Source organism: Dolichospermum compactum NIES-806 (assembly GCF_002368115.1).
GTDB classification, from domain to species: domain Bacteria; phylum Cyanobacteriota; class Cyanobacteriia; order Cyanobacteriales; family Nostocaceae; genus Dolichospermum; species Dolichospermum compactum.
In genome coordinates this window covers 493002-511349 of the sequence record NZ_AP018316.1, presented here as the reverse complement: position 1 = coordinate 511349, position 18348 = coordinate 493002, and the positions used below count along the sequence as shown (strand labels likewise).

Below are 18348 nucleotides of genomic sequence, written 5' to 3'. Positions count from 1 at the left end.
CAATTAGCATTTACCATGATTATCCCACCGCAAAACCTGTAAATTGCCGTTTATAAGGATCATGAAATCCTAAAACAATATCTTCTTTAGATACATCAGCAGCCATTAATTCATTCGCAATACCAATTTCTGTACCATCTCTTTGTATCCAGATCATTGGATTAGCGACTATAATGATGAGGAGTATAATAGCAGAAATGTTGAATAGCGTAATAAAACTTTACATATTGAAATAAACTTAGCCTATAAGTGCTATTTTTCATCTTATCCAAATAAGTTTTCTAAACCAATGAACATAACTTATTTCCTGACACATATAGGACTGAAGATAACGGAGTTTATCTAATAAAGTTTTGCCAAATTCTTGCGGTATTTCTATTAGTTGCAATATCAAATAAGCGATTAAACAGCACATTATCTGAATTCTAATTCCATTCTCATTCTTTGTCATAAGTCTGTCTAACTTGAGGTGCATTTTTAAGAATTTCCATAACAATTCAATTTGCCATCTTTGTATGTAAATTTCCATAATCTCTTGATTACTAACTTGCTCTTCTCCTTCATTTAATAAGTTTGTTGCTAAACGAAATTCACTCTTAGTTTCTATATCACAAAATGCTACTACTCTAATTTCCACTTCTCTTTCATCTTTGCCAACTTTACAATTACCATTTTCTAGCATTTCTAAAGTGACATTATTTTTAATTCTTAAGACAAAAGCTTTATTTTTTTGTTGTTTTAATTCAGATATTCTTTCGGAGGATGCAAATCCTCTATCCATTATCCCTACTCCTTTTGACGGAATTGCTTCTACTGTTTCTTGTCCATATTTATGGTCATGTCCTTGCCCAAAATGAATCACCATTCCACCAACTTCTGATGTCAAACTATCTAACCCACAAAATAGTTTTACTTGATGATATCCTTGACTCCATAATAATTTACTTGTTAATGTAATAATTGTTGAATCTATAGGAAATAATGCTTGGGTTTCTTCCTTTCCTTTTTTCTTTCTCAGTTGATTGTTTAATTCAGTTATTATCTCCAAAAATACTTGAGTATCTCTCTTTTTACTTGCCTTGGAAAAATTTGATATTTTTAAATCTATCCCTTGATTATTTAGTCTTTGAAATAAATCTCTCATACTCACTATACTTTTATCCATGACATACTGTAACCACACTGATACAAATGAAAATGTGTCCAGAACTGGATAATCTTTTTTGGGCAATGGTTTCAATATTGTTTTGACCACTTCTGGGAAATTCTTTAAGCGCATAATTTGATAATTCTTTATCTATATTTTTTTAGATTGTATCAAATTATGGTACTTTTTTTTAATCTTTTCCTAACATTCAACACTTCTGGTATAATAGAAATTATGAAAGATGATAAAATCCATAACATAAATTTCATATATCATGAAAACAAGGCGTTATACTGTACTAAATAGAGGTAAAAATGGAAACAATGAAATTGCTGGCACATATCGGTACAGATGGTATATTGCAAATCCAAACCCATACAGAATTTAAAGATAAATCTGTAGAAGTATTGGTAGTTGTCCAACCATTAGATAATACAGAAACTACCACAATTAAACATAATGCTTGGGGAAAAATTACTACTAAACAATCAATTCAAGACGCAATTAATAGAATGAAACAACTAAGAAAAGAAGTAAGTTTAGATAAAAACCTAATCCGTGAAATGATTGAAGAAGGACGAAGATTTTAATGCAGTTTGTTTTAGATTGTTCGGTAGCAATTAGCTGGTGTTTGGTAGACGAAAATAATGATTATGCTAATTCCATACTAGCAATGATGGTAGATTCTGAAGCATTTGTACCAGCAATTTGGTCGCTGGAGATTGCTAATACTCTTGTTGTAGCAGAACGACGTAACCGTATGACAAAAGAACAATCTCAGGAAGCTATTAATTTATTACAGTCCCTATTAATTAAAGTTGATATAGCTACAGATACAAATGCTTTAGATTCAACCTTGAAATTAGCAAGACGAGAAGGTTTAGCTGCTTATGATGCAGCTTATTTAGAATTAGCATTGCGCTTACAATTGCCATTAGCAACACTTGATAATCGGTTAGCAGAAGCAGCGGTTCGCCGTGGTGTTAGTCTGATTCTTGATAAAGAATAAACCTGTTATAAAGAATTACAAAAATATCTGCATTTAATTATTACTTCTTGTACCTCATCTATTTTAAGTTAAAAATTTACTTCTTTAACCAACATGAAAACATCTACCGACAGACAACGCACCCTAGAAATGGCTTGTATTTCTCAACTCGCTTACATCGCCTATAAAGAAGGAAATGATATAGCTAGAGATATCCTAAAAACAGGTACTCCATCATTTTTACAACCATATCAAACCATATAATTTATCTCAGCACCACGTCCTTTAAGTGATACCGATGAATTAGTTTGTTGTGGTTTACTCCTATCCACAGAAAATGATATTGTCATTGCTATTAGAGGTACAGAAAGATTAGATGATTACTTCTTTAACTTACTAGCATTCCCCAATTCAGAAGCAATTCACTCCGGTTTTAATCTTTATGTTGAAAGTTTCTGGCAACAATTACAAGACTTTATCCAAAGAGAAGAAAACGCCAACAAAAATATTTTCGTAACTGGACATAGTTTAGGCGGTGCTGCGGCTACATTAATTACTAAACGAATTAGTGAAAGCGAATTAAAACCTATTGCACCTTATACATTAGAAACTTATACATTTGGCGCACCACCAGTTAGCACAATAGAATTAATTATTGATACTCCTATCTATAGATTTAGAAATATCGGTGATTTGATTCCTAACTTACCAAAAATCATTGCTGTTTTATTAAATAGAATCCCAGGAATTAAACAAGTAATTATTAATTAGAAACCAGAACTATTAAAAACACTCGCTGATTATTCTCATATAGGTAATGAATATTGTCTTAATAAAAAGTATGAAATCATTGAACAAACGGAAGTTAACCTACCTAATATTAAATTAATACTGCAAATTTCCAGTTTATTAGCTTCACAATTAAAATCACCATCTCAAGCAGATGTTAATAAATTTCGGTTGTTAATCAATACCTTAGTTCAAACCTCATTAGAAGAACATCGTGCTATTAAATATGTAGAAAGAATTAATTTTGGGAAACTTCCACCTTATATTTCTAATTTGCATGATGATGAGGATTAAAATAGAGATTATGAAAAATATAGAATTATCTCAAAGGTAACTTATAAAATTGATGATACAATAAATTAAGTTATAGTACATACTGTTGCTTATCATTCCTATGAATAAACTCTCATCTATAAAATGGTGGTAAAAAATAGAAACAATGAAATTGATGGCACATATCGGCACAGATGGTATATTACAAATCCAAACCCATACAGAATTTAAAGATAAATCTGTAGAAGTATTGGTAGTTGTCCAACCATTAGATATTGTAGCTGAACGACTTAACCGGATGACAAAAGAACAATCTGAAGAAGCTATTAATTTATTACAGTCCCTATTAATTCAAGTTGATATGACTACAGATGCAAATGCTTTATATTCAACCTTAAAATTAGCAAGAAGAGAAGGTTTAGCCGCTTATGATGCAGCTTATTTAGAATTAGTATTGCGGTTAAAATTACCATTGGCAACACTTGATAATCGGTTAGCAGAAGCGGCGATTCGCTGTGGTGTTAGTCTGATTATTGATAAGGAAATATCAGAATGAATAATTTAGAATCCAAAGAGGTTATGAAATATGATTGCTTCTCCCGATTTTTACATCACACCAGAAGAATATTTAGCAATGGAAGAAAACAGCACAGTTAAACATGAATATATTGATGGATATATTTATGCAATGGCTGGCGCACTTGATGCTCATGTTACTATAGCTTTAAATATGGCTTCTTTACTCCGTAATCACGTTCGGGGTTCTGGTTGTCGGGTGTACATTGCTGATATGAAAGCGAGAATAGAATCTTTAAATAGATTTTACTATCCTGATGTAATGGTAACTTGTGATGCACGAGATCAAGAAACTCCAGGTTATAAAAGATTTCCCTGTTTAATAATCGAAGTTTTATCTAATTCTACCGAAGGATTTGATAGAGGGGATAAATTTGCTGATTATCAACTGTTGGAAACTTTGCAAGAATACGTTTTAATTAATCCGAAAAAACCAAGAGTTGAATGTTTTAGACGTAATGATGATGGGCTTTGGACTTTACAATCTTATGTAGGTGAACAAGCATCATTTCAATTAAAAAGCATCAATTTTGCAGGAACAATGACAGAACTTTATGAAGATGTGAATTTTCATCCTCTAGAATCAGAAAAACCTGAGAACAACATGAAATAAATAACAATCTAGCCAAAAAATGTGACAAGATTTAAAAAAAAGTCGGGAATCTTCAGATAGAATATTTCTCTGTCCTCTTGGTGCATAAATTCCATGACCACATTTGGTGAAAATCCCTTTTCTCCCCAAGAAATAGCCTCAGAAGGCATAAAACCAGAAGAATATACCGAAATCGTCCGCCGCTTAGGCCGTCATCCCAACAAAGCCGAATTAGGTATGTTTGGGGTGATGTGGTCAGAACATTGCTGTTATAAAAATTCCCGCCCTTTACTCAAACAGTTTCCCACCACAGGCCCCCGCATTCTTGTCGGACCCGGTGAAAATGCCGGAGTTGTGGATATCGGGGACGGACTACAATTAGCGTTTAAAATAGAATCTCATAACCACCCTTCCGCGGTTGAACCCTTCCAAGGTGCAGCCACCGGAGTTGGTGGGATATTAAGAGATATCTTTACAATGGGGGCGCGTCCCATAGCCTTATTAAACTCTTTGCGGTTTGGAGATTTGAATGATCCGAAAACCCAAAGATTGTTTACAGGTGTAGTGTCTGGTATTTCACATTATGGTAATTGCGTTGGGGTCCCCACAGTTGGTGGTGAAGTGTATTTTGACCCCGCCTACTCTGGAAATCCCCTTGTCAACGTCATGGCACTGGGATTGATGGAAACGTCGGAAATTGTCAAATCAGGGGCTTCAGGCTTAGGAAATCCCGTGCTGTATGTGGGTTCAACCACCGGACGGGATGGCATGGGAGGCGCAAGTTTTGCCAGTGCCGAATTAACAGATGAATCAATGGATAACCGTCCCGCTGTGCAAGTAGGAGATCCATTTGTCGAAAAGTCCTTAATTGAAGCTTGTTTAGAGGCATTTAAAACCGGGGCTGTAGTTGCGGCACAGGATATGGGGGCTGCGGGTATTACCTGTTCAACTTCCGAAATGGCTGCTAAAGGTGGTGTCGGTATTGATTTCGATTTAGATAAAATTCCGGTGCGGGAATCGGGAATGATTCCTTATGAATACCTGCTTTCGGAATCTCAAGAACGAATGTTGTTTGTTGCCGAAAAGGGACGAGAACAGGAATTAATTGATATTTTCCACCGTTGGGGACTGCAAGCGGTAGTTGCGGGGACTGTGATTGAAGAACCCATTGTCAGGATTTGGTTTGAGGGAAAAATTGCTGCCGAAATTCCGGCTGATGCTTTGGCGGAAAATACGCCTTTGTATGAAAGAGAATTATTAACAGAAGCCCCCGAATATGCCCAAAAAGCTTGGCAATGGACAAGTGATAGTTTACCTGTTTGCAATGTTGCGGGAATTGAAATTGCGGGAAGTCTGCAAAGCTGGAATGATATTTTATTGACTTTGCTAGATACTCCTAGCATTGCTTCTAAAAGCTGGGTTTATCGCCAATATGACCATCAAGTGCAGAATAACACGGTATTGTTACCCGGTGGTGCTGATGCTGCTGTCATTCGTATCCGTCCCTTAGAAGCACCCCAAAATCTAAAATCCAAAATCCAAAATCTAAAATCGGGCGTTGCGGCTACGGTAGATTGTAATTCTCGCTATGTTTATCTTGATCCTTATGAAGGGGCTAAGGCAGTAGTGGCGGAAGCTGCCCGGAATCTTAGCTGTGTGGGTGCTGAACCCATCGCTGTGACAGATAACCTCAATTTTGGTAGCCCAGAAAAACCCATTGGTTATTGGCAATTAGCGTCCGCTTGTCGGGGTTTGAGTGAAGGTTGTAAAGAGTTGGGAACGCCGGTAACTGGGGGGAATGTCTCTCTCTACAATGAAACTTTTGATGCGGAAGGTAATCCCCAACCCATTTATCCGACTCCGGTTGTGGGTATGGTGGGGTTGATTCCTGATTTAACGAAAATTTGTGGACAAGGTTGGCAAAATGCAGATGATATAATTTATCTTCTAGGTTTACCAATTCAATCCAAAATCCAAAATCCAAAATCTAAAATAGAACTGGGTGCTTCTGAATATTTGGCGACGATTCATAATACGATCGCAGGTAAACCCCCTAGAGTTGATTTTGATTTAGAACGGCTGGTACAAAAAGCTTGTCGTGATGGTATTCGTGCTGGTTGGGTAAATTCTGCCCATGATTCGGCTGAGGGTGGTGTGGTTGTAGCTATAGCGGAATCTTGTCTTTCGGGAAATTTGGGGGCTGTGATTAATTTCCCAATTAGTGCAAATCATGATTCACGATTTGATGAAGTTCTATTTGGTGAAGGTGGGGCGAGGATTTTAGTTTCTGTGAGTCAAGAAAACCAAGAAGTATGGGAATCTTATTTACAGGAAAATCTAAGAGATAATTGGCAAAAGCTAGGAACTGTGGCTAATTCCGGCAATTTAGAGATTTTAACCGCAGATAACTATAAGTTACTCCAGGTTAGTCTCGAAGATATGAGCGATCGCTATTCTTTGTCAATTTCCAAACGTCTCGCCATCTACACCAATACCTAAGCAACAGCAAAAATCAAGGTTTAAACATGAAAATTTACAATTCATCCTCTATCCTTGACCAATTTACGGTACTGTTTTAATGGATGGTTAAAGATTTGTTAAGAAGTTTTCAACTATCCCTAAAGCAAGGTGACAGGTAGGATTTCTTTGCTTTTGACTTTTGACTTTTGACTTTTGAACAACATCCCCACCAGGAGCAATACCAGCATGATTCCCACAAATTCCCTTACTTCGGATGAATACCCAGATAGCTCAATCAACAGTCATGACAACCGCCCTGACAAGCCAGAAGAAGCTTGTGGTGTGTTTGGCATTTACGCCCCAGAACAAGATGTGGCAAAATTGACCTATTTTGGATTGTATGCTCTCCAACATCGGGGTCAAGAATCTGCTGGGATTGCTACCTTTGAGGGTCCGCACGTCCACCAGCACAAAGATATGGGCTTGGTGTCTCAAGTTTTCAATGAAGCCATTTTAGATGAGTTACCCGGAAATCTAGCAGTTGGTCATACTCGCTATTCCACTACCGGTTCTAGTCGCAAAGTTAACGCCCAACCCGCTGTGGTAGAAACTCGGTTGGGTTTATTAGCTCTAGCACATAATGGTAATTTAGTCAATACTGTAAAACTGCGAGAAGAGTTACTCAAAGATAAGTTTAACTTAATCACAACAACCGACTCAGAAATGATTGCTTATGCGATCGCTCAGGAAGTCAACGCTGGTGCAGATTGGGTAACAGGGGCTATCAGTGCCTTTCACCGTTGCGAAGGCGCATTTAGCCTGACTATTGGCACACCAGAAGGCGTAATGGGAGTCCGTGATCCTCACGGCATTCGTCCCTTAGTCATTGGCACATTAGATAGTCAACCTCTACGGTACGTTCTCGCTTCCGAAACCTGCGGTTTAGATATCATTGGTGCAGAATATCTGCGTGATGTTGCCCCAGGGGAATTAGTTTGGATCACCGAAACCGGCTTAGAATCATTTCAATGGCATCAAAAATCAGAACGCAAACTTTGTATCTTTGAAATGATCTACTTTGCCCGTCCTGATAGTCTTATGCACGACGAAACCTTATACAGTTATCGAATGCGGTTAGGACGGAAAATGGCAGCGGAATCCCCCGTAGAAGCCGATTTAGTCTTCGGTGTCCCTGATTCTGGTATCCCTGCCGCCATAGGCTTTTCCCAAGCCTCTGGTATAGCTTACGGTGAGGGATTGATTAAAAATCGCTACGTCGGCCGCACCTTTATTCAGCCTACCCAAGCCATGCGCGAGTCAGGGATTAAAATGAAACTTAACCCCCTCAAAGATGTCTTATTCAGTAAGCGAGTTGTAATTATTGATGATTCCATTGTCCGGGGAACTACTAGCCGCAAACTCGTACAAGCCTTGCGTGATGCCGGTGTAGCCGAAGTCCACATGAGAATTTCTTCTCCCCCAGTCACCCATCCTTGCTTCTATGGTATTGATACCGATACCCAAGACCAATTAATTGCTGCTACAAAGTCAGTCGAAGAAATAGCCAAACAATTACAAGTTGATAGTCTCGCTTATTTAAGTTGGGAAGGAATGCTAGAAACAACCAGAGAAGATACTAATAGTTTTTGTTCAGCTTGTTTTACTGGTGATTATCCTGTGGCTATTCCTGAAAAAATGAAGCGTTCTAAATTGATTTTGGAGAAAGCTGTAGTTTAGATAATTCTATCATCTTGTGGGGTGGGCATCTTGCCTGCCTCAATATTTAACTGTCACAAATCAGGTGGTTATCGAGCGAAGTCGATTTAGAAGTCGTTTCTAAAACCTATAGTGGTGAATATGAGAAAAAGAAAATAAAAAGTTTCATATTTTTTCTGTTGATCACAAAGATCCCCGATTTTTTAGTAAAGTCTGGGATCTAATTATTTTTGGTTATTTTGCCTAATCTAAGTTTTCTTTGTCTGAATGATCATCTTTATCAGATTTTTTCATCCCTTCCTGGAAATTTCTCAGACTTTTTCCTAAGACTCCTCCCAATTCAGGAATTTTCTTCGGTCCAAAAATCAAAATTGCAACTATGGTAATTATCACTATTTCCGGCCATCCTAATCCAAACATGATGATTTTCCTTTTTGACTCAATCTAATTAACTAGAGAATTTATTCCGTCCTAATTGGCATATCTAACCACTGACTCAATTCTCTAGCTAACCATTCTAATTCTGCTTCGGATTTAATAGTAAATTTATTAACACCAAACTCAAATTTTTCTACCCCTGCCCAAATTACCAATTTTGCAGGTACTTGAGTTTTATCTCCGTCGGAGTCTTTAGTAAAATATTGGGGTGTATAAACAAGTTTATTAATACTTTCCCTAGAAGCTGAACGACGACGAGGAATTTTCCATTTCCCTAACTGGTGATTAAAAGAAATTTGTTGCTGATCTATATGGATGCTGACACCGCCAAATAAGCCGTATACTATACCGTAAATCATCGAAAAACCTACGCCCCAAAAAGGTAGAGAGAACAAAGCAAAGGGTATATTAGCGGGAAAAGGTGCAGAAAGAACGCCAATAGTCCAAACTAAGATAAATGAATTCCAAAATGTAGCAAAAAACCCTATAAACACTGTTGAGGATTGAAAGCCCACAGGAGGAATAATAATCTCTAAAGCATCTCCATTTTTTGTAAGCTTAACTTTACTACCCGCTGGTTTATCTTGCTGCTGTTGTTGGGAAATCCAATTATTTTGATCCCAATGCCAATCACCTCGTTTAGATTCTGATGGCATAATTACTTCTGAAAAATTATTTTGCAACCTAGATAAGGCTTCACTTGCAGAACTAAATCTTTTTTCTAAAATAGGTTCTGTCATCAACTCTAACCAGTTAGCAAAACTAGGACTAAGATTAGCAACTTGCTGAAAGTGAATGCGAAAATCCTTTTGGGGTAAATCTGCCGGGTGAGTTCCTGTCACTAAATATACTAAAGTCGCACCCAAACTATAAAGGTCAGAAGCGGGAACGGTACGCCCTCCAAACTGTTCCTGTGGCATATAACCATAAGTTCCGACAATAGTTTTTGTCCCTCCTTCTGCTGCTAGGACGGTCTGGACTGAACCAAAATCTACTAAATAAACTGGACCGACACTATTGCCCGATCGCTCTCCTAATAAAATATTGCTAGGCTTAAGATCACGATGGATAACTGGTGGATTTAAATCATGTAAATATATAAGAATCTCTAAAACGGATGAAGCAATTTCTTTAACTTCAATTTCTGTAAATTTTCTCCCAGTTTGTAAATATTGTTCTAAGGTTTGGGCTGGGATATAAGTCTGAACCAGGGCAAATCCTTTATATGTATGGGAATTAACCTCAAAATAGTCTAAGTAAAGAGGAATACGGGGATGTGATAAAGATTTTAATGTTTGGGCTTCTCTCTCAAATAATTTGAGATCATCCCATTCAAAATCACTACTAAAAGCAAGTAACTTGACAATTACCGATTTTCCAGTTACTAAGTCAGTAGCTAAGAAAGTTCTTCTGCCGGCTTTTTTGCCTAGCTGTTGTTGAACTTCGTAGCGATTAGCTAATATTTCCCTGTTCATCATTGCAGTTTCCTGATGTCACTTGTCAGTATCAATACCAAAATTATCGTCCTTATTTCCAGTTGTTAAATTTTAATTGTTAATTTTTAATTGCTTATGCCTTCCCCACTTTGGCCTTATATTACCCCAGGTATTCCCGACGAATTATTTGAGAATTTACCAGGTATTCCTCTGAGTCAGCGAGAATTAAGATTGTTGTTGATTTCCCAATTACGACTACAAGCTGATTCGGTATTGTGGGATATTGGTGCAGGAACAGGTACAATTCCTATAGAGGTGGGTTTATTGTGTCCCCAAGGACGAGTAATTGCTATCGAAAGAGATGAGGATGTTGCAAACCTAATTAGACGCAACTGCGATCGATTTGAAGTCAAAAACGTCGAAGTCATTGAAGGTAGTGCCCCAGAATGCTTAAACCAAATCAAGTTAGCACCTGATCGCATCTGCATTGAGGGAGGAAAAGCCATACAGGAAATTGTCCAAGCTGCATGGCAATATTTACCAACATCTGGCCGAGTGGTCGCCACTGCTGGTAATCTAGAAAATCTGTATACCATTTCTCAAAGCTTTTCTCAGTTAAGAGTTAGGAATATTGAAGTTGTCCAGTCAGCAGTTAATCGCTTAGAAACACGAGGCTATTCTCAAACCTTTGTAGCAGCCGATCCTATTTTCATTCTCAGTGGTGAAAAACTAGATTAAATTCCTTCGGTTTTCGGTTTTGGGTTGCATCCAAAATCCAAAATCTAAAATCCCAAATATTATCCTATGCCCTGGTCTCGAATTATTAGTGGAATTGTTGCGATTATCATGGCGCTATCTGCAACCCTATTGGGGGGTTGGTATTTTACGATAGCGATCGCTATTGTCGTATTTTTAGGTCAACAAGAATATTTTAATTTGGTTCGCTCTAGAGGCATAACACCCTCAGTAAAAACTACTATGATTGTGAGTCAAGTTCTACTGGCAATTTGTACCCTTGATGGTAGTTTAGCTGATGCAATTATGCCCATAGCAGGAACACTTATTTGTTTTTATCTACTTTTTCAACCCAAATTAGCCACCATTGCGGATATTTCCGCGTCTATTATGGGGTTGTTTTATGTAGGTTACTTACCAAGTTACTGGGTCAGGTTACGGGGAATTGATCATGCTATTAGCAGTAATTTACCTTTAGGTGGTTATTGGCCATCTAATTGGCAAGATATCGGACAAGGCAATTTGACCTCTTTCCCAACAGGTCTAACTGCTACTATCCTCACGTTCTTATGTATTTGGGCTGCGGATATTGGTGCTTATACTTTTGGTAAATTCTTCGGGAAAACTCGGTTATCAGATATTAGTCCCAAAAAAACCGTAGAAGGTGCAGTTTTTGGTATTAGTGCTAGTGTAGCTGTTGCGATCACAGGAGCTTACTTTCTCAATTTTCCCGACTGGTTAATCACTGGTTTCACATTGGGTCTAATTATTGGTATTGCTAGTTTGTTAGGTGACTTAACAGAATCTTTGCTGAAGCGTGATGCTGGTGTCAAGGATTCAGGACAATTGATCCCTGGTCATGGAGGGATTTTAGATCGCACTGATAGCTATATTTTTACTGCTCCTCTAGTGTATTATTTCATAACCTTACTTTTACCTTTACTAGAAAAAACGCTGTAATAGTAACCAAGAGAAGATATAGTCTCCAGTTGCCCGTGTCACCCACAACAGTCAGATAATTTAAACTAAATTTAGGGAATATTGAATTTTGATTTTTTAATGATTATGGGTTAATATTAATACGTCCATAACAACTAAGTTGTTCCGGTATCAGAGAAACTTTGGCGATATCAACATCTGTTCCCAGATTTATAATATAAGGAGCATTCCTTTTCCAAAGCACCTCCCGATCGGTCTTGATCTGAACTTGTGTTAATTGTAGTTCTTGACCATTGAGCAGTTCTAAGCCTAAATAAATATTGAAAAATTCCTCTTCTATCTCAGAGACTGGGATGCCATTCAGGATCAATACCTGGTTGTCAAGGGTGATTTTTCGCCAAGTAATGTCCTTGGAATTTAGGCTATATTCTGCTAGTAGTGGAACCAGTACATCATTTATAGCTGTTAATAATAATGGAGATGACAGAGAATTATTAAGATCCTGTTCAGCGATTATCAGCTTACCAACTACAGGTACTATTGCTGATAATTGTAAAGGTTGTCCTTTCAAAATTGAAGCCACATTCAGTTGGATCTTTTCTGCCTGAAGTTCAATTTGTGTAGCATGAAGACCTTGATACACGGCATTACTAGCAGAAATTGATACTCCAGGAATGCAACCAGACAGCAATTGGCGATCGCTTGCTGTGATCTGTACCTCTAAATGAGATACTTGATTCAATTGGCTTCTTAACCACAGCTTAATCGCTGATGTTAAAACTTTTGTAATAATCCTGACTTTACTGTTATTTGTATTTGGGGAACTTGGTTCTGTCATTTTTCGACGGTTAGATCAATGTAAATATGCTCAAAACTTGAGTATCTTAAACAAACCTTAAATTTAACATGGAAGTTTGTTAACAACAAAATGCAAGCATTAGCAGTATAAAAATATTCAGCGAAAAAATCACAATTTAAACATGGAGGCACGGCTACAAAAAATTCTCGCTCAATGGGGTATCGCCTCACGACGTGAAGCTGAAGAAATGATTAGGCAATCACGAGTATGTGTGAATGGGGTATTAGCACATTTAGGACAAAAAGTCGATCCTCACCAAGATAAGATCTCTATAGATGGTCAACCTGTACTGGGAGAACAGCGTCCATCCAAAATGTATTTATTACTGCATAAACCAGCAGGAATTGTCTCCACTTGCCATGATCCCCAAGGAAGACCGACGGTTTTGGATCTCCTCCCGTCAGCATTAAGAACCGGATGGGGTATTCACCCGGTTGGTCGTTTGGATGTAGACTCGACAGGAGCATTGATTTTAACCAATGATGGAGAATTGACCTATGGACTTACCCATCCTAGTCATAGTATTTCCAAGACCTACCGCGTTGTAGTGCAAGGACACCCTCCAGCAAAAGTTCTCGACAAGTGGAGTCAGGGTATAGTTCTGGAAGGAAGAATCACAAGACCTGCTCAGGTGCGTTTGATTGAAAATTATATTGATCAAAGCTGTTTAGAGATAGTTTTACAGGAAGGAAGAAACCGTCAAATTCGTCGTATAGCCGAACAGTTGGGATATCCAGTCATTAAGCTACATCGCACGGCTATTGGTTCAATTCAATTAAAAACATCAACAACAGCATCCTTGCCATCTGGTAAATATCGTCATCTTACTCAGGATGAAATTAGTTTTTTAAATAAGCAGATAATTCGCACACCTATTAAGACAAAGCCGAGTTAAGGAGTAAAAGAAAAACATGAAATGGTTCAGAAAGAAGGGTAAACAGTCAATCAAACCTTCTATCAAGGAACATCAAGCCGAAAAGTTAGGGCAACTTGGCTCTCAACTAGCTTCGCTACGGCAGGAACAGGGTTTAACTCTAGATGAGTTAGTCGTATTCACCAGAATTCCTCGAAGACTTTTACAAGCCATTGAAGAAGGTAATTTAAGCGACTTACCAGAACCCATCTATGTTCAAGGCTTAATTAGACAGTTTGCAGACGCTTTAGGAATTCGGGGTGGGGAATTTGCTAGTCATTTCCCCATTGGTTCTCAATCAGTAAGTTTTCAATCCAATTGGAAACTACAAGCTGTTCCTCAATTACGTCCTATTCATCTTTACCTGCTTTATATTGGGCTGGTTGTCTGCTCTGTTAACGGTTTATCCCAGTTGTTGAATAATTCCACTTTGCAAGCAAACAATCGCCAAATTCAACCAAAAACTGTAACCCAATTGGCAGGGGAAGAAGCTGCTAATAATACATTTATCAACAAGCAAGGGGATCAATCCGTACAAATTGGTGTCACCTTAAAAGCTTCATCTTGGATTAGCGTGGTTACAGATGGTAAAACAGCCTTTGAGGGAGTTTTACCACAAGGTTCTAGCCGCACTTGGAAGGCCACCGAGCAACTGACAGTAAAAACTGATAATGCTGGTGGTGTGTTAATGAGTGTGAATCAGCAAGAAGCAAAAGAAATGGGAGAACTTGGCAAAGCTCAAGAAATCAACATCGCTGCTAAACCGAACTTATAGAAAGAGTTAGGAGTTAGGAGTATTTTTCTCTTCTGTTACCTATTACCTATTTTTCTCTATGAGCGCGTCCGCAACGAAGAGTGAGAGTTTTTAAGCGATCGCTTAAATCTGGCGTTAATACCCCCGATTGGTAACGCCACTCCCAATTTCCCTCCGCTGTACTGGGAAAATTCATCCGAGCTTGAGTCCCCAAACCTAATACATCCTGCAAAGGTATAATCGTTTGATTGGCAATAGAACTCAAAGCTAACCTAATTAAATCCCAGTTTATACCATCTGGACTGATACAACCCAAATACAACAATAGATTTTGCTTTTCGTAATCATTCGCAGCATTAAACCAGCCTACAGTCGTATCATTGTCGTGAGTACCTGTATAAACTACAGCATTGCGAGTGTAGTTAAACGGTAAAAAAGGATTACCGGGATCAGAACCAAAAGCAAACTGTAATACCTTCATACCCGGAAACTCAAACTGATCTCGCAGCGCCTCCACTTCTGGCGTAATAATCCCCAAATCCTCCGCCAAAACAGGTAACTTACCCAAACGCTTTCTAATTGCCTCAAATAAAGCCACTCCAGGTGCTTCAATCCATTTGCCATTCATGGCAGTCGTTTCTCCCTGGGGAACAGCCCAATAAGCCTCAAAACCCCGGAAATGATCAATGCGAATTATATCCACATAATCCAGCATCGCCTCAAAGCGTAACATCCACCAATTAAAATCTTGTTTTTGCAATTCTTCCCAGTTATAAACCGGATTTCCCCATAATTGACCAGTGACACTAAAGTAATCAGGTGGAACTCCCGCCATTAAAGCCACTTCTCCCGTTTCTTCATCTAAAGCAAAAATCTCAGGATTAGCCCACACATCAGCACTATCATGGGCTACATAAATGGGAATATCCCCAATAATATCTATCCCATTTTCATTAGCATATTTTTTCAATTCTGACCACTGCCGGAAAAACTCATATTGAACAAACTTGTAATAAAAAATCTCCTCTGCTAAATCTTTTTCCATCTGAGCTAAAACTGCTGGTTCACGCTTTGCCAATTCCGGTTCCCAATTGTACCAGCTTGCACCATTTTGTATATCTTTAAGAGCCATAAATAGCGCATAATTATTTAACCAATAGCCTTTATCAGCACAAAACTTAGCAAAAGCTTGTTTTTGAGTTGAATTTGCTTTAATTTTAAAATCCTCACAAGCTTTAATGAGCAGATTGACCTTAACAGGGATCACCTCATTAAAATCTACCTTATCTACAGTAAAATCTGGTAAATCAGCCAAATCTTCGGCAATTAACAAACCCTCCTCTAACAACTTCTCTGGACTAATCAAAAAGTAATTTCCAGCCATTGCGGAGTAGCACATATAGGGAGAATTACCGTAACCAGTCGGTCCTAGAGGTAAAACTTGCCAATATTGCTGCTGACTATTTTTGAGAAAATCAATAAACCGATAAGCTTCCAAACCCAAATCCCCAATACCAAACCGACTGGGGAAAGAACTAGGATGTAGTAAAATACCACTTGATCTAGGAAAAGGCATATTTAACCTGAAATATAGGAAAACGTAATTTTTTATAAATCACGCATCGAATTTATCATGGCATAGCCAGCGTTGACTGTTCTGATTCATGAAGAAATAGAAACAACAGTAAATAATTAATACATAATCCAAAATCTAAAATTTTATGACTTACAGAAATCCCGCCCCCACCGTTGATATCATTATTGAACTAATTGATAGACCTCATCGCCCCATTATCCTGATTGAGAGACATAATGAACCATTAGGTTGGGCGTTACCCGGTGGTTTTGTTGATTATGGTGAACCTGTGGAAAAGGCGGCGATTAGGGAAGCAGAGGAAGAAATAGGTTTAAAAGTAGAATTAATCGAACAGTTATTAGTGTATTCTGATCCCAGTCGAGATCCACGTCAGCATACGATTAGTATTGTCTTTTTAGCAACTGCTACGGGTGAACCTTTAGCGGGTGATGATGCTAAGAGTTTGGGTGTTTTCTCGCCTTGGTGTGTTCCTGGTAATTTGTGTTTTGACCATGACCGGATTTTGCGGGATTATTGGTGGTATAGAAATTATGGGATACGTCCGAGGTTGGGGTAAGAGAAATAAACCACGAAGGAGCGAAGGACACGAAGAAAGAGAAGAAGAAAGAAGAAAAATGTAGGGGTTTAGCATTGCTCCCCCCAAGGCGTTTAACTCTGTATTCATATTGCTTCTTTGTTTTATACTGTTTGCATGGTATTCAATGGTGCATTATGGACGCTGAAGAACTTTTAGAGAAATATGCTCGTCGTGGTGAACGGAAGTTTCATTCTGAAGATATCAGAGGGGTAGACCTTGAAAGTGCGGATTTGAGCGGAATTGACTTCAAAAACGCAAATTTGATTGGAGCGAACTTGAATAATGCTAATCTGAGTAAAGCAAATCTTGAAAAGACAAATCTCACTAGAGCATCTTTAATAAACGCTAATTTAGGTGAATTAGTGAACAGTTATTATTTAAATTTGACTGGGGCTGAATTGAGTAGCTCTAATTTGAGGAATGCAAACCTAGAAAGTGCAAATTTGAGGAACGCAAACTTAGAAAGCGTCAATCTCCAAAAAGCTTGTTGACAAGGGACAAATTTAGAAGGAGTGGATTTGCAAAAAGCCGATTTAATGAATGCAAATCTAGATGGTGCAAATCTGAAAAAAGCAGATTTAACCGACGCGAATATTTATGGTGCAACCTTTAAAAATGCTGACCTCACAGGTGCGATAATGCCAGATGGAGAAGGTTACCAAACATCTACAGATTTAGAATTCGGTAAACCAGAAACACCATTAACAAAAGAGCCAAAAGACATATATATTATGAATCGTAAAGTAATCTGTACCGATAAAGCACCTGCACCTGTTGGACCATACAATCAAGGAATTCTCGCTTCTGGACAAATGTTGTTTGTAGCTGGACAAATTGCCATAGATCCCAGTTTAGGTGATGTTGTCTACACCGAAGATGTAGTTAAGCAAACTGAACAGGTGATGAGAAATATTGAAGCTATCTTAACAGAAGCTGGAGCTACATTTGCAAATGTGGTGAAAACTGGGGTATTTTTAGCTGATATGAATGATTTCGCTGCTGTAAATGCGGTTTATGCAAAATATTTTTCTGAAGATACCGCTCCAGCGCGTGCTTGTGTGGAGGTTTCCCGTTTACCTAAAAATGTGTTGGTAGAAATTGATTGTATTGCTGTTATTAGTAGTTAATTATACGGTGGGTGATGCCCACCCTACTTTTAATTTTCTGGTTCAATACCTAATGCTTTTAATTGGGCTGCTAATTTGTCAGCATGTTGTTTTTCTTGTTCTATCTCTTGTTGTTTTTGTTCTACCAATTCTGAACTCCACAACAATAAATTTCCCTGTTCGTCCCACCATCTTAACCATTTACCAGTTAAGTTTTCCCTTGTCCCTTCCCACACTCCCAGGAAAAGGTTCATTTCCTCTATCCAGTAAAGTTGGTTTTCGTGAGGATTGCTCCGCAACGCTAACGCGAACAACCCAACCTACAATAAATGTTGTTTTACATAAAGTCATTATTCCTCTGTGTCCTCTGCGCCTCTGTGGTTCGTTAATCGGCAGAAGTGTTGAATGTTAGGAAAAGATTAAAAAAAAGTACCATAATTTGATACAATCTAA

22 protein-coding genes and 2 pseudogenes are annotated in these 18348 nt (G+C 38.1%); 17 read left to right on the top strand and 7 right to left on the bottom strand.

Annotated elements, in window-relative coordinates; translation table 11 throughout:
* Nucleotides 1-19: 19 nt before the first annotated feature.
* Both CA730_RS02315 and CA730_RS02310 read right to left on the bottom strand, forming a co-directional pair.
* A complete protein-coding gene (locus CA730_RS02315; RefSeq protein ID WP_407919794.1) occupies nt 20-214 on the bottom strand; it encodes an element excision factor XisI family protein in 195 nt (64 codons plus the stop codon).
* Between the two features lie 45 nt (nt 215-259).
* Nucleotides 260-1279, bottom strand: a complete 1020-nt coding sequence (locus CA730_RS02310) for a transposase (RefSeq protein ID WP_053537527.1) — start codon at nt 1277-1279, stop codon at nt 260-262.
* Nucleotides 1280-1461: 182 nt separating this feature from the next.
* Between CA730_RS02310 and CA730_RS02305 the strand changes: the two genes are divergently transcribed.
* The 9 genes from CA730_RS02305 to purF all read left to right on the top strand — a co-directional run bounded on the left by CA730_RS02305 (nt 1462) and on the right by purF (nt 8562).
* Nucleotides 1462-1737, top strand: coding sequence for a hypothetical protein (locus CA730_RS02305; protein WP_096663433.1), 276 nt, complete (start codon nt 1462-1464; stop codon nt 1735-1737).
* Nucleotides 1737-2156 carry a type II toxin-antitoxin system VapC family toxin gene (locus tag CA730_RS02300; RefSeq protein ID WP_096663429.1) on the top strand — a complete coding sequence of 140 codons (420 nt, stop codon included), beginning with the start codon at nt 1737-1739 and terminating at the stop codon, nt 2154-2156. The genes CA730_RS02305 and CA730_RS02300 overlap by 1 nt, the downstream gene beginning before the upstream one ends.
* Nucleotides 2157-2249: 93 nt before the next feature.
* Nucleotides 2250-2399, top strand: coding sequence for a hypothetical protein (locus CA730_RS24055; protein WP_157749900.1), 150 nt, complete (start codon nt 2250-2252; stop codon nt 2397-2399).
* Between the two features lie 3 nt (nt 2400-2402).
* A complete protein-coding gene (locus CA730_RS26360; RefSeq protein WP_096671225.1) occupies nt 2403-2906 on the top strand; it encodes a lipase family protein in 504 nt (167 codons plus the stop codon).
* A gap of 189 nt (nt 2907-3095) precedes the next feature.
* A complete protein-coding gene (locus CA730_RS25930) occupies nt 3096-3218 on the top strand; it encodes a hypothetical protein (protein ID WP_269076492.1) in 123 nt (40 codons plus the stop codon).
* A gap of 145 nt (nt 3219-3363) precedes the next feature.
* Nucleotides 3364-3753: a type II toxin-antitoxin system VapC family toxin gene (locus tag CA730_RS02290; protein ID WP_231939954.1), complete on the top strand. Its 390-nt coding sequence runs from the start codon at nt 3364-3366 to the stop codon at nt 3751-3753.
* Between the two features lie 30 nt (nt 3754-3783).
* A complete protein-coding gene (locus tag CA730_RS02285; RefSeq protein WP_096663423.1) occupies nt 3784-4386 on the top strand; it encodes a Uma2 family endonuclease in 603 nt (200 codons plus the stop codon).
* 93 nt (nt 4387-4479) lie between these two features.
* Nucleotides 4480-6864: a phosphoribosylformylglycinamidine synthase subunit PurL gene (gene purL, locus CA730_RS02280; protein WP_096663421.1), complete on the top strand. Its 2385-nt coding sequence runs from the start codon at nt 4480-4482 to the stop codon at nt 6862-6864.
* A 207-nt stretch (nt 6865-7071) separates the two neighbouring features.
* Entirely contained in the window at nt 7072-8562 is a 1491-nt protein-coding gene (gene purF / locus CA730_RS02275) for an amidophosphoribosyltransferase (protein ID WP_096663419.1), read from the top strand.
* A 222-nt stretch (nt 8563-8784) separates the two neighbouring features.
* Here purF and tatA read toward each other — a convergent pair whose 3' ends face one another.
* Nucleotides 8785-8961: a twin-arginine translocase TatA/TatE family subunit gene (tatA, locus tag CA730_RS02270; protein WP_096663418.1), complete on the bottom strand. Its 177-nt coding sequence runs from the start codon at nt 8959-8961 to the stop codon at nt 8785-8787.
* Between the two features lie 41 nt (nt 8962-9002).
* Complete coding sequence (locus CA730_RS02265; protein WP_096663416.1) at nt 9003-10454, bottom strand: serine/threonine protein kinase; 1452 nt, start codon at nt 10452-10454, stop codon at nt 9003-9005.
* 96 nt (nt 10455-10550) lie between these two features.
* Between CA730_RS02265 and cbiT the strand changes: the two genes are divergently transcribed.
* The gene (cbiT, locus tag CA730_RS02260; protein WP_096663414.1) at nt 10551-11153 is read left to right on the top strand and encodes a precorrin-6Y C5,15-methyltransferase subunit CbiT; all 603 of its coding nucleotides are present in this window, start codon (nt 10551-10553) and stop codon (nt 11151-11153) included.
* 66 nt (nt 11154-11219) lie between these two features.
* Nucleotides 11220-12110, top strand: a complete 891-nt coding sequence (locus CA730_RS02255; RefSeq protein WP_096663412.1) for a phosphatidate cytidylyltransferase — start codon at nt 11220-11222, stop codon at nt 12108-12110.
* 103 nt (nt 12111-12213) lie between these two features.
* Here the strand turns inward: CA730_RS02255 and CA730_RS02250 are convergent, their stop codons facing one another.
* A complete protein-coding gene (locus CA730_RS02250) occupies nt 12214-12927 on the bottom strand; it encodes an LmeA family phospholipid-binding protein (RefSeq protein WP_096663410.1) in 714 nt (237 codons plus the stop codon).
* A 142-nt stretch (nt 12928-13069) separates the two neighbouring features.
* On the opposite strand from CA730_RS02250, the gene CA730_RS02245 reads away from it, so the two are divergent.
* Together CA730_RS02245 and CA730_RS02240 are read left to right on the top strand one after the other, a co-directional pair.
* The gene (locus CA730_RS02245; protein WP_096663408.1) at nt 13070-13843 is read left to right on the top strand and encodes a pseudouridine synthase; all 774 of its coding nucleotides are present in this window, start codon (nt 13070-13072) and stop codon (nt 13841-13843) included.
* 16 nt (nt 13844-13859) lie between these two features.
* Complete coding sequence (locus CA730_RS02240; protein ID WP_096663406.1) at nt 13860-14636, top strand: helix-turn-helix domain-containing protein; 777 nt, start codon at nt 13860-13862, stop codon at nt 14634-14636.
* Between the two features lie 46 nt (nt 14637-14682).
* Here the strand turns inward: CA730_RS02240 and malQ are convergent, their stop codons facing one another.
* Entirely contained in the window at nt 14683-16191 is a 1509-nt protein-coding gene (malQ, locus tag CA730_RS02235) for a 4-alpha-glucanotransferase (protein WP_096663404.1), read from the bottom strand.
* Between the two features lie 145 nt (nt 16192-16336).
* On the opposite strand from malQ, the gene CA730_RS02230 reads away from it, so the two are divergent.
* From CA730_RS02230 to CA730_RS26345, 4 genes and pseudogenes are all read left to right on the top strand, one after another.
* The gene (locus CA730_RS02230; RefSeq protein ID WP_096663401.1) at nt 16337-16768 is read left to right on the top strand and encodes an NUDIX domain-containing protein; all 432 of its coding nucleotides are present in this window, start codon (nt 16337-16339) and stop codon (nt 16766-16768) included.
* A gap of 155 nt (nt 16769-16923) precedes the next feature.
* Nucleotides 16924-17280: a pentapeptide repeat-containing protein gene (locus CA730_RS26355; RefSeq protein WP_231939953.1), complete on the top strand. Its 357-nt coding sequence runs from the start codon at nt 16924-16926 to the stop codon at nt 17278-17280.
* 15 nt (nt 17281-17295) lie between these two features.
* Nucleotides 17296-17418, top strand: a pseudogene (locus CA730_RS26350) (pentapeptide repeat-containing protein); the annotation flags it as partial.
* 9 nt (nt 17419-17427) lie between these two features.
* The gene (locus CA730_RS26345; RefSeq protein WP_407919793.1) at nt 17428-17916 is read left to right on the top strand and encodes a RidA family protein; all 489 of its coding nucleotides are present in this window, start codon (nt 17428-17430) and stop codon (nt 17914-17916) included.
* Nucleotides 17917-17945: 29 nt separating this feature from the next.
* Here CA730_RS26345 and CA730_RS02220 read toward each other — a convergent pair.
* A pseudogene (locus CA730_RS02220) lies at nt 17946-18182 on the bottom strand (Uma2 family endonuclease); the annotation flags it as partial.
* Between the last annotated feature and the right edge of the window lie 166 nt (nt 18183-18348).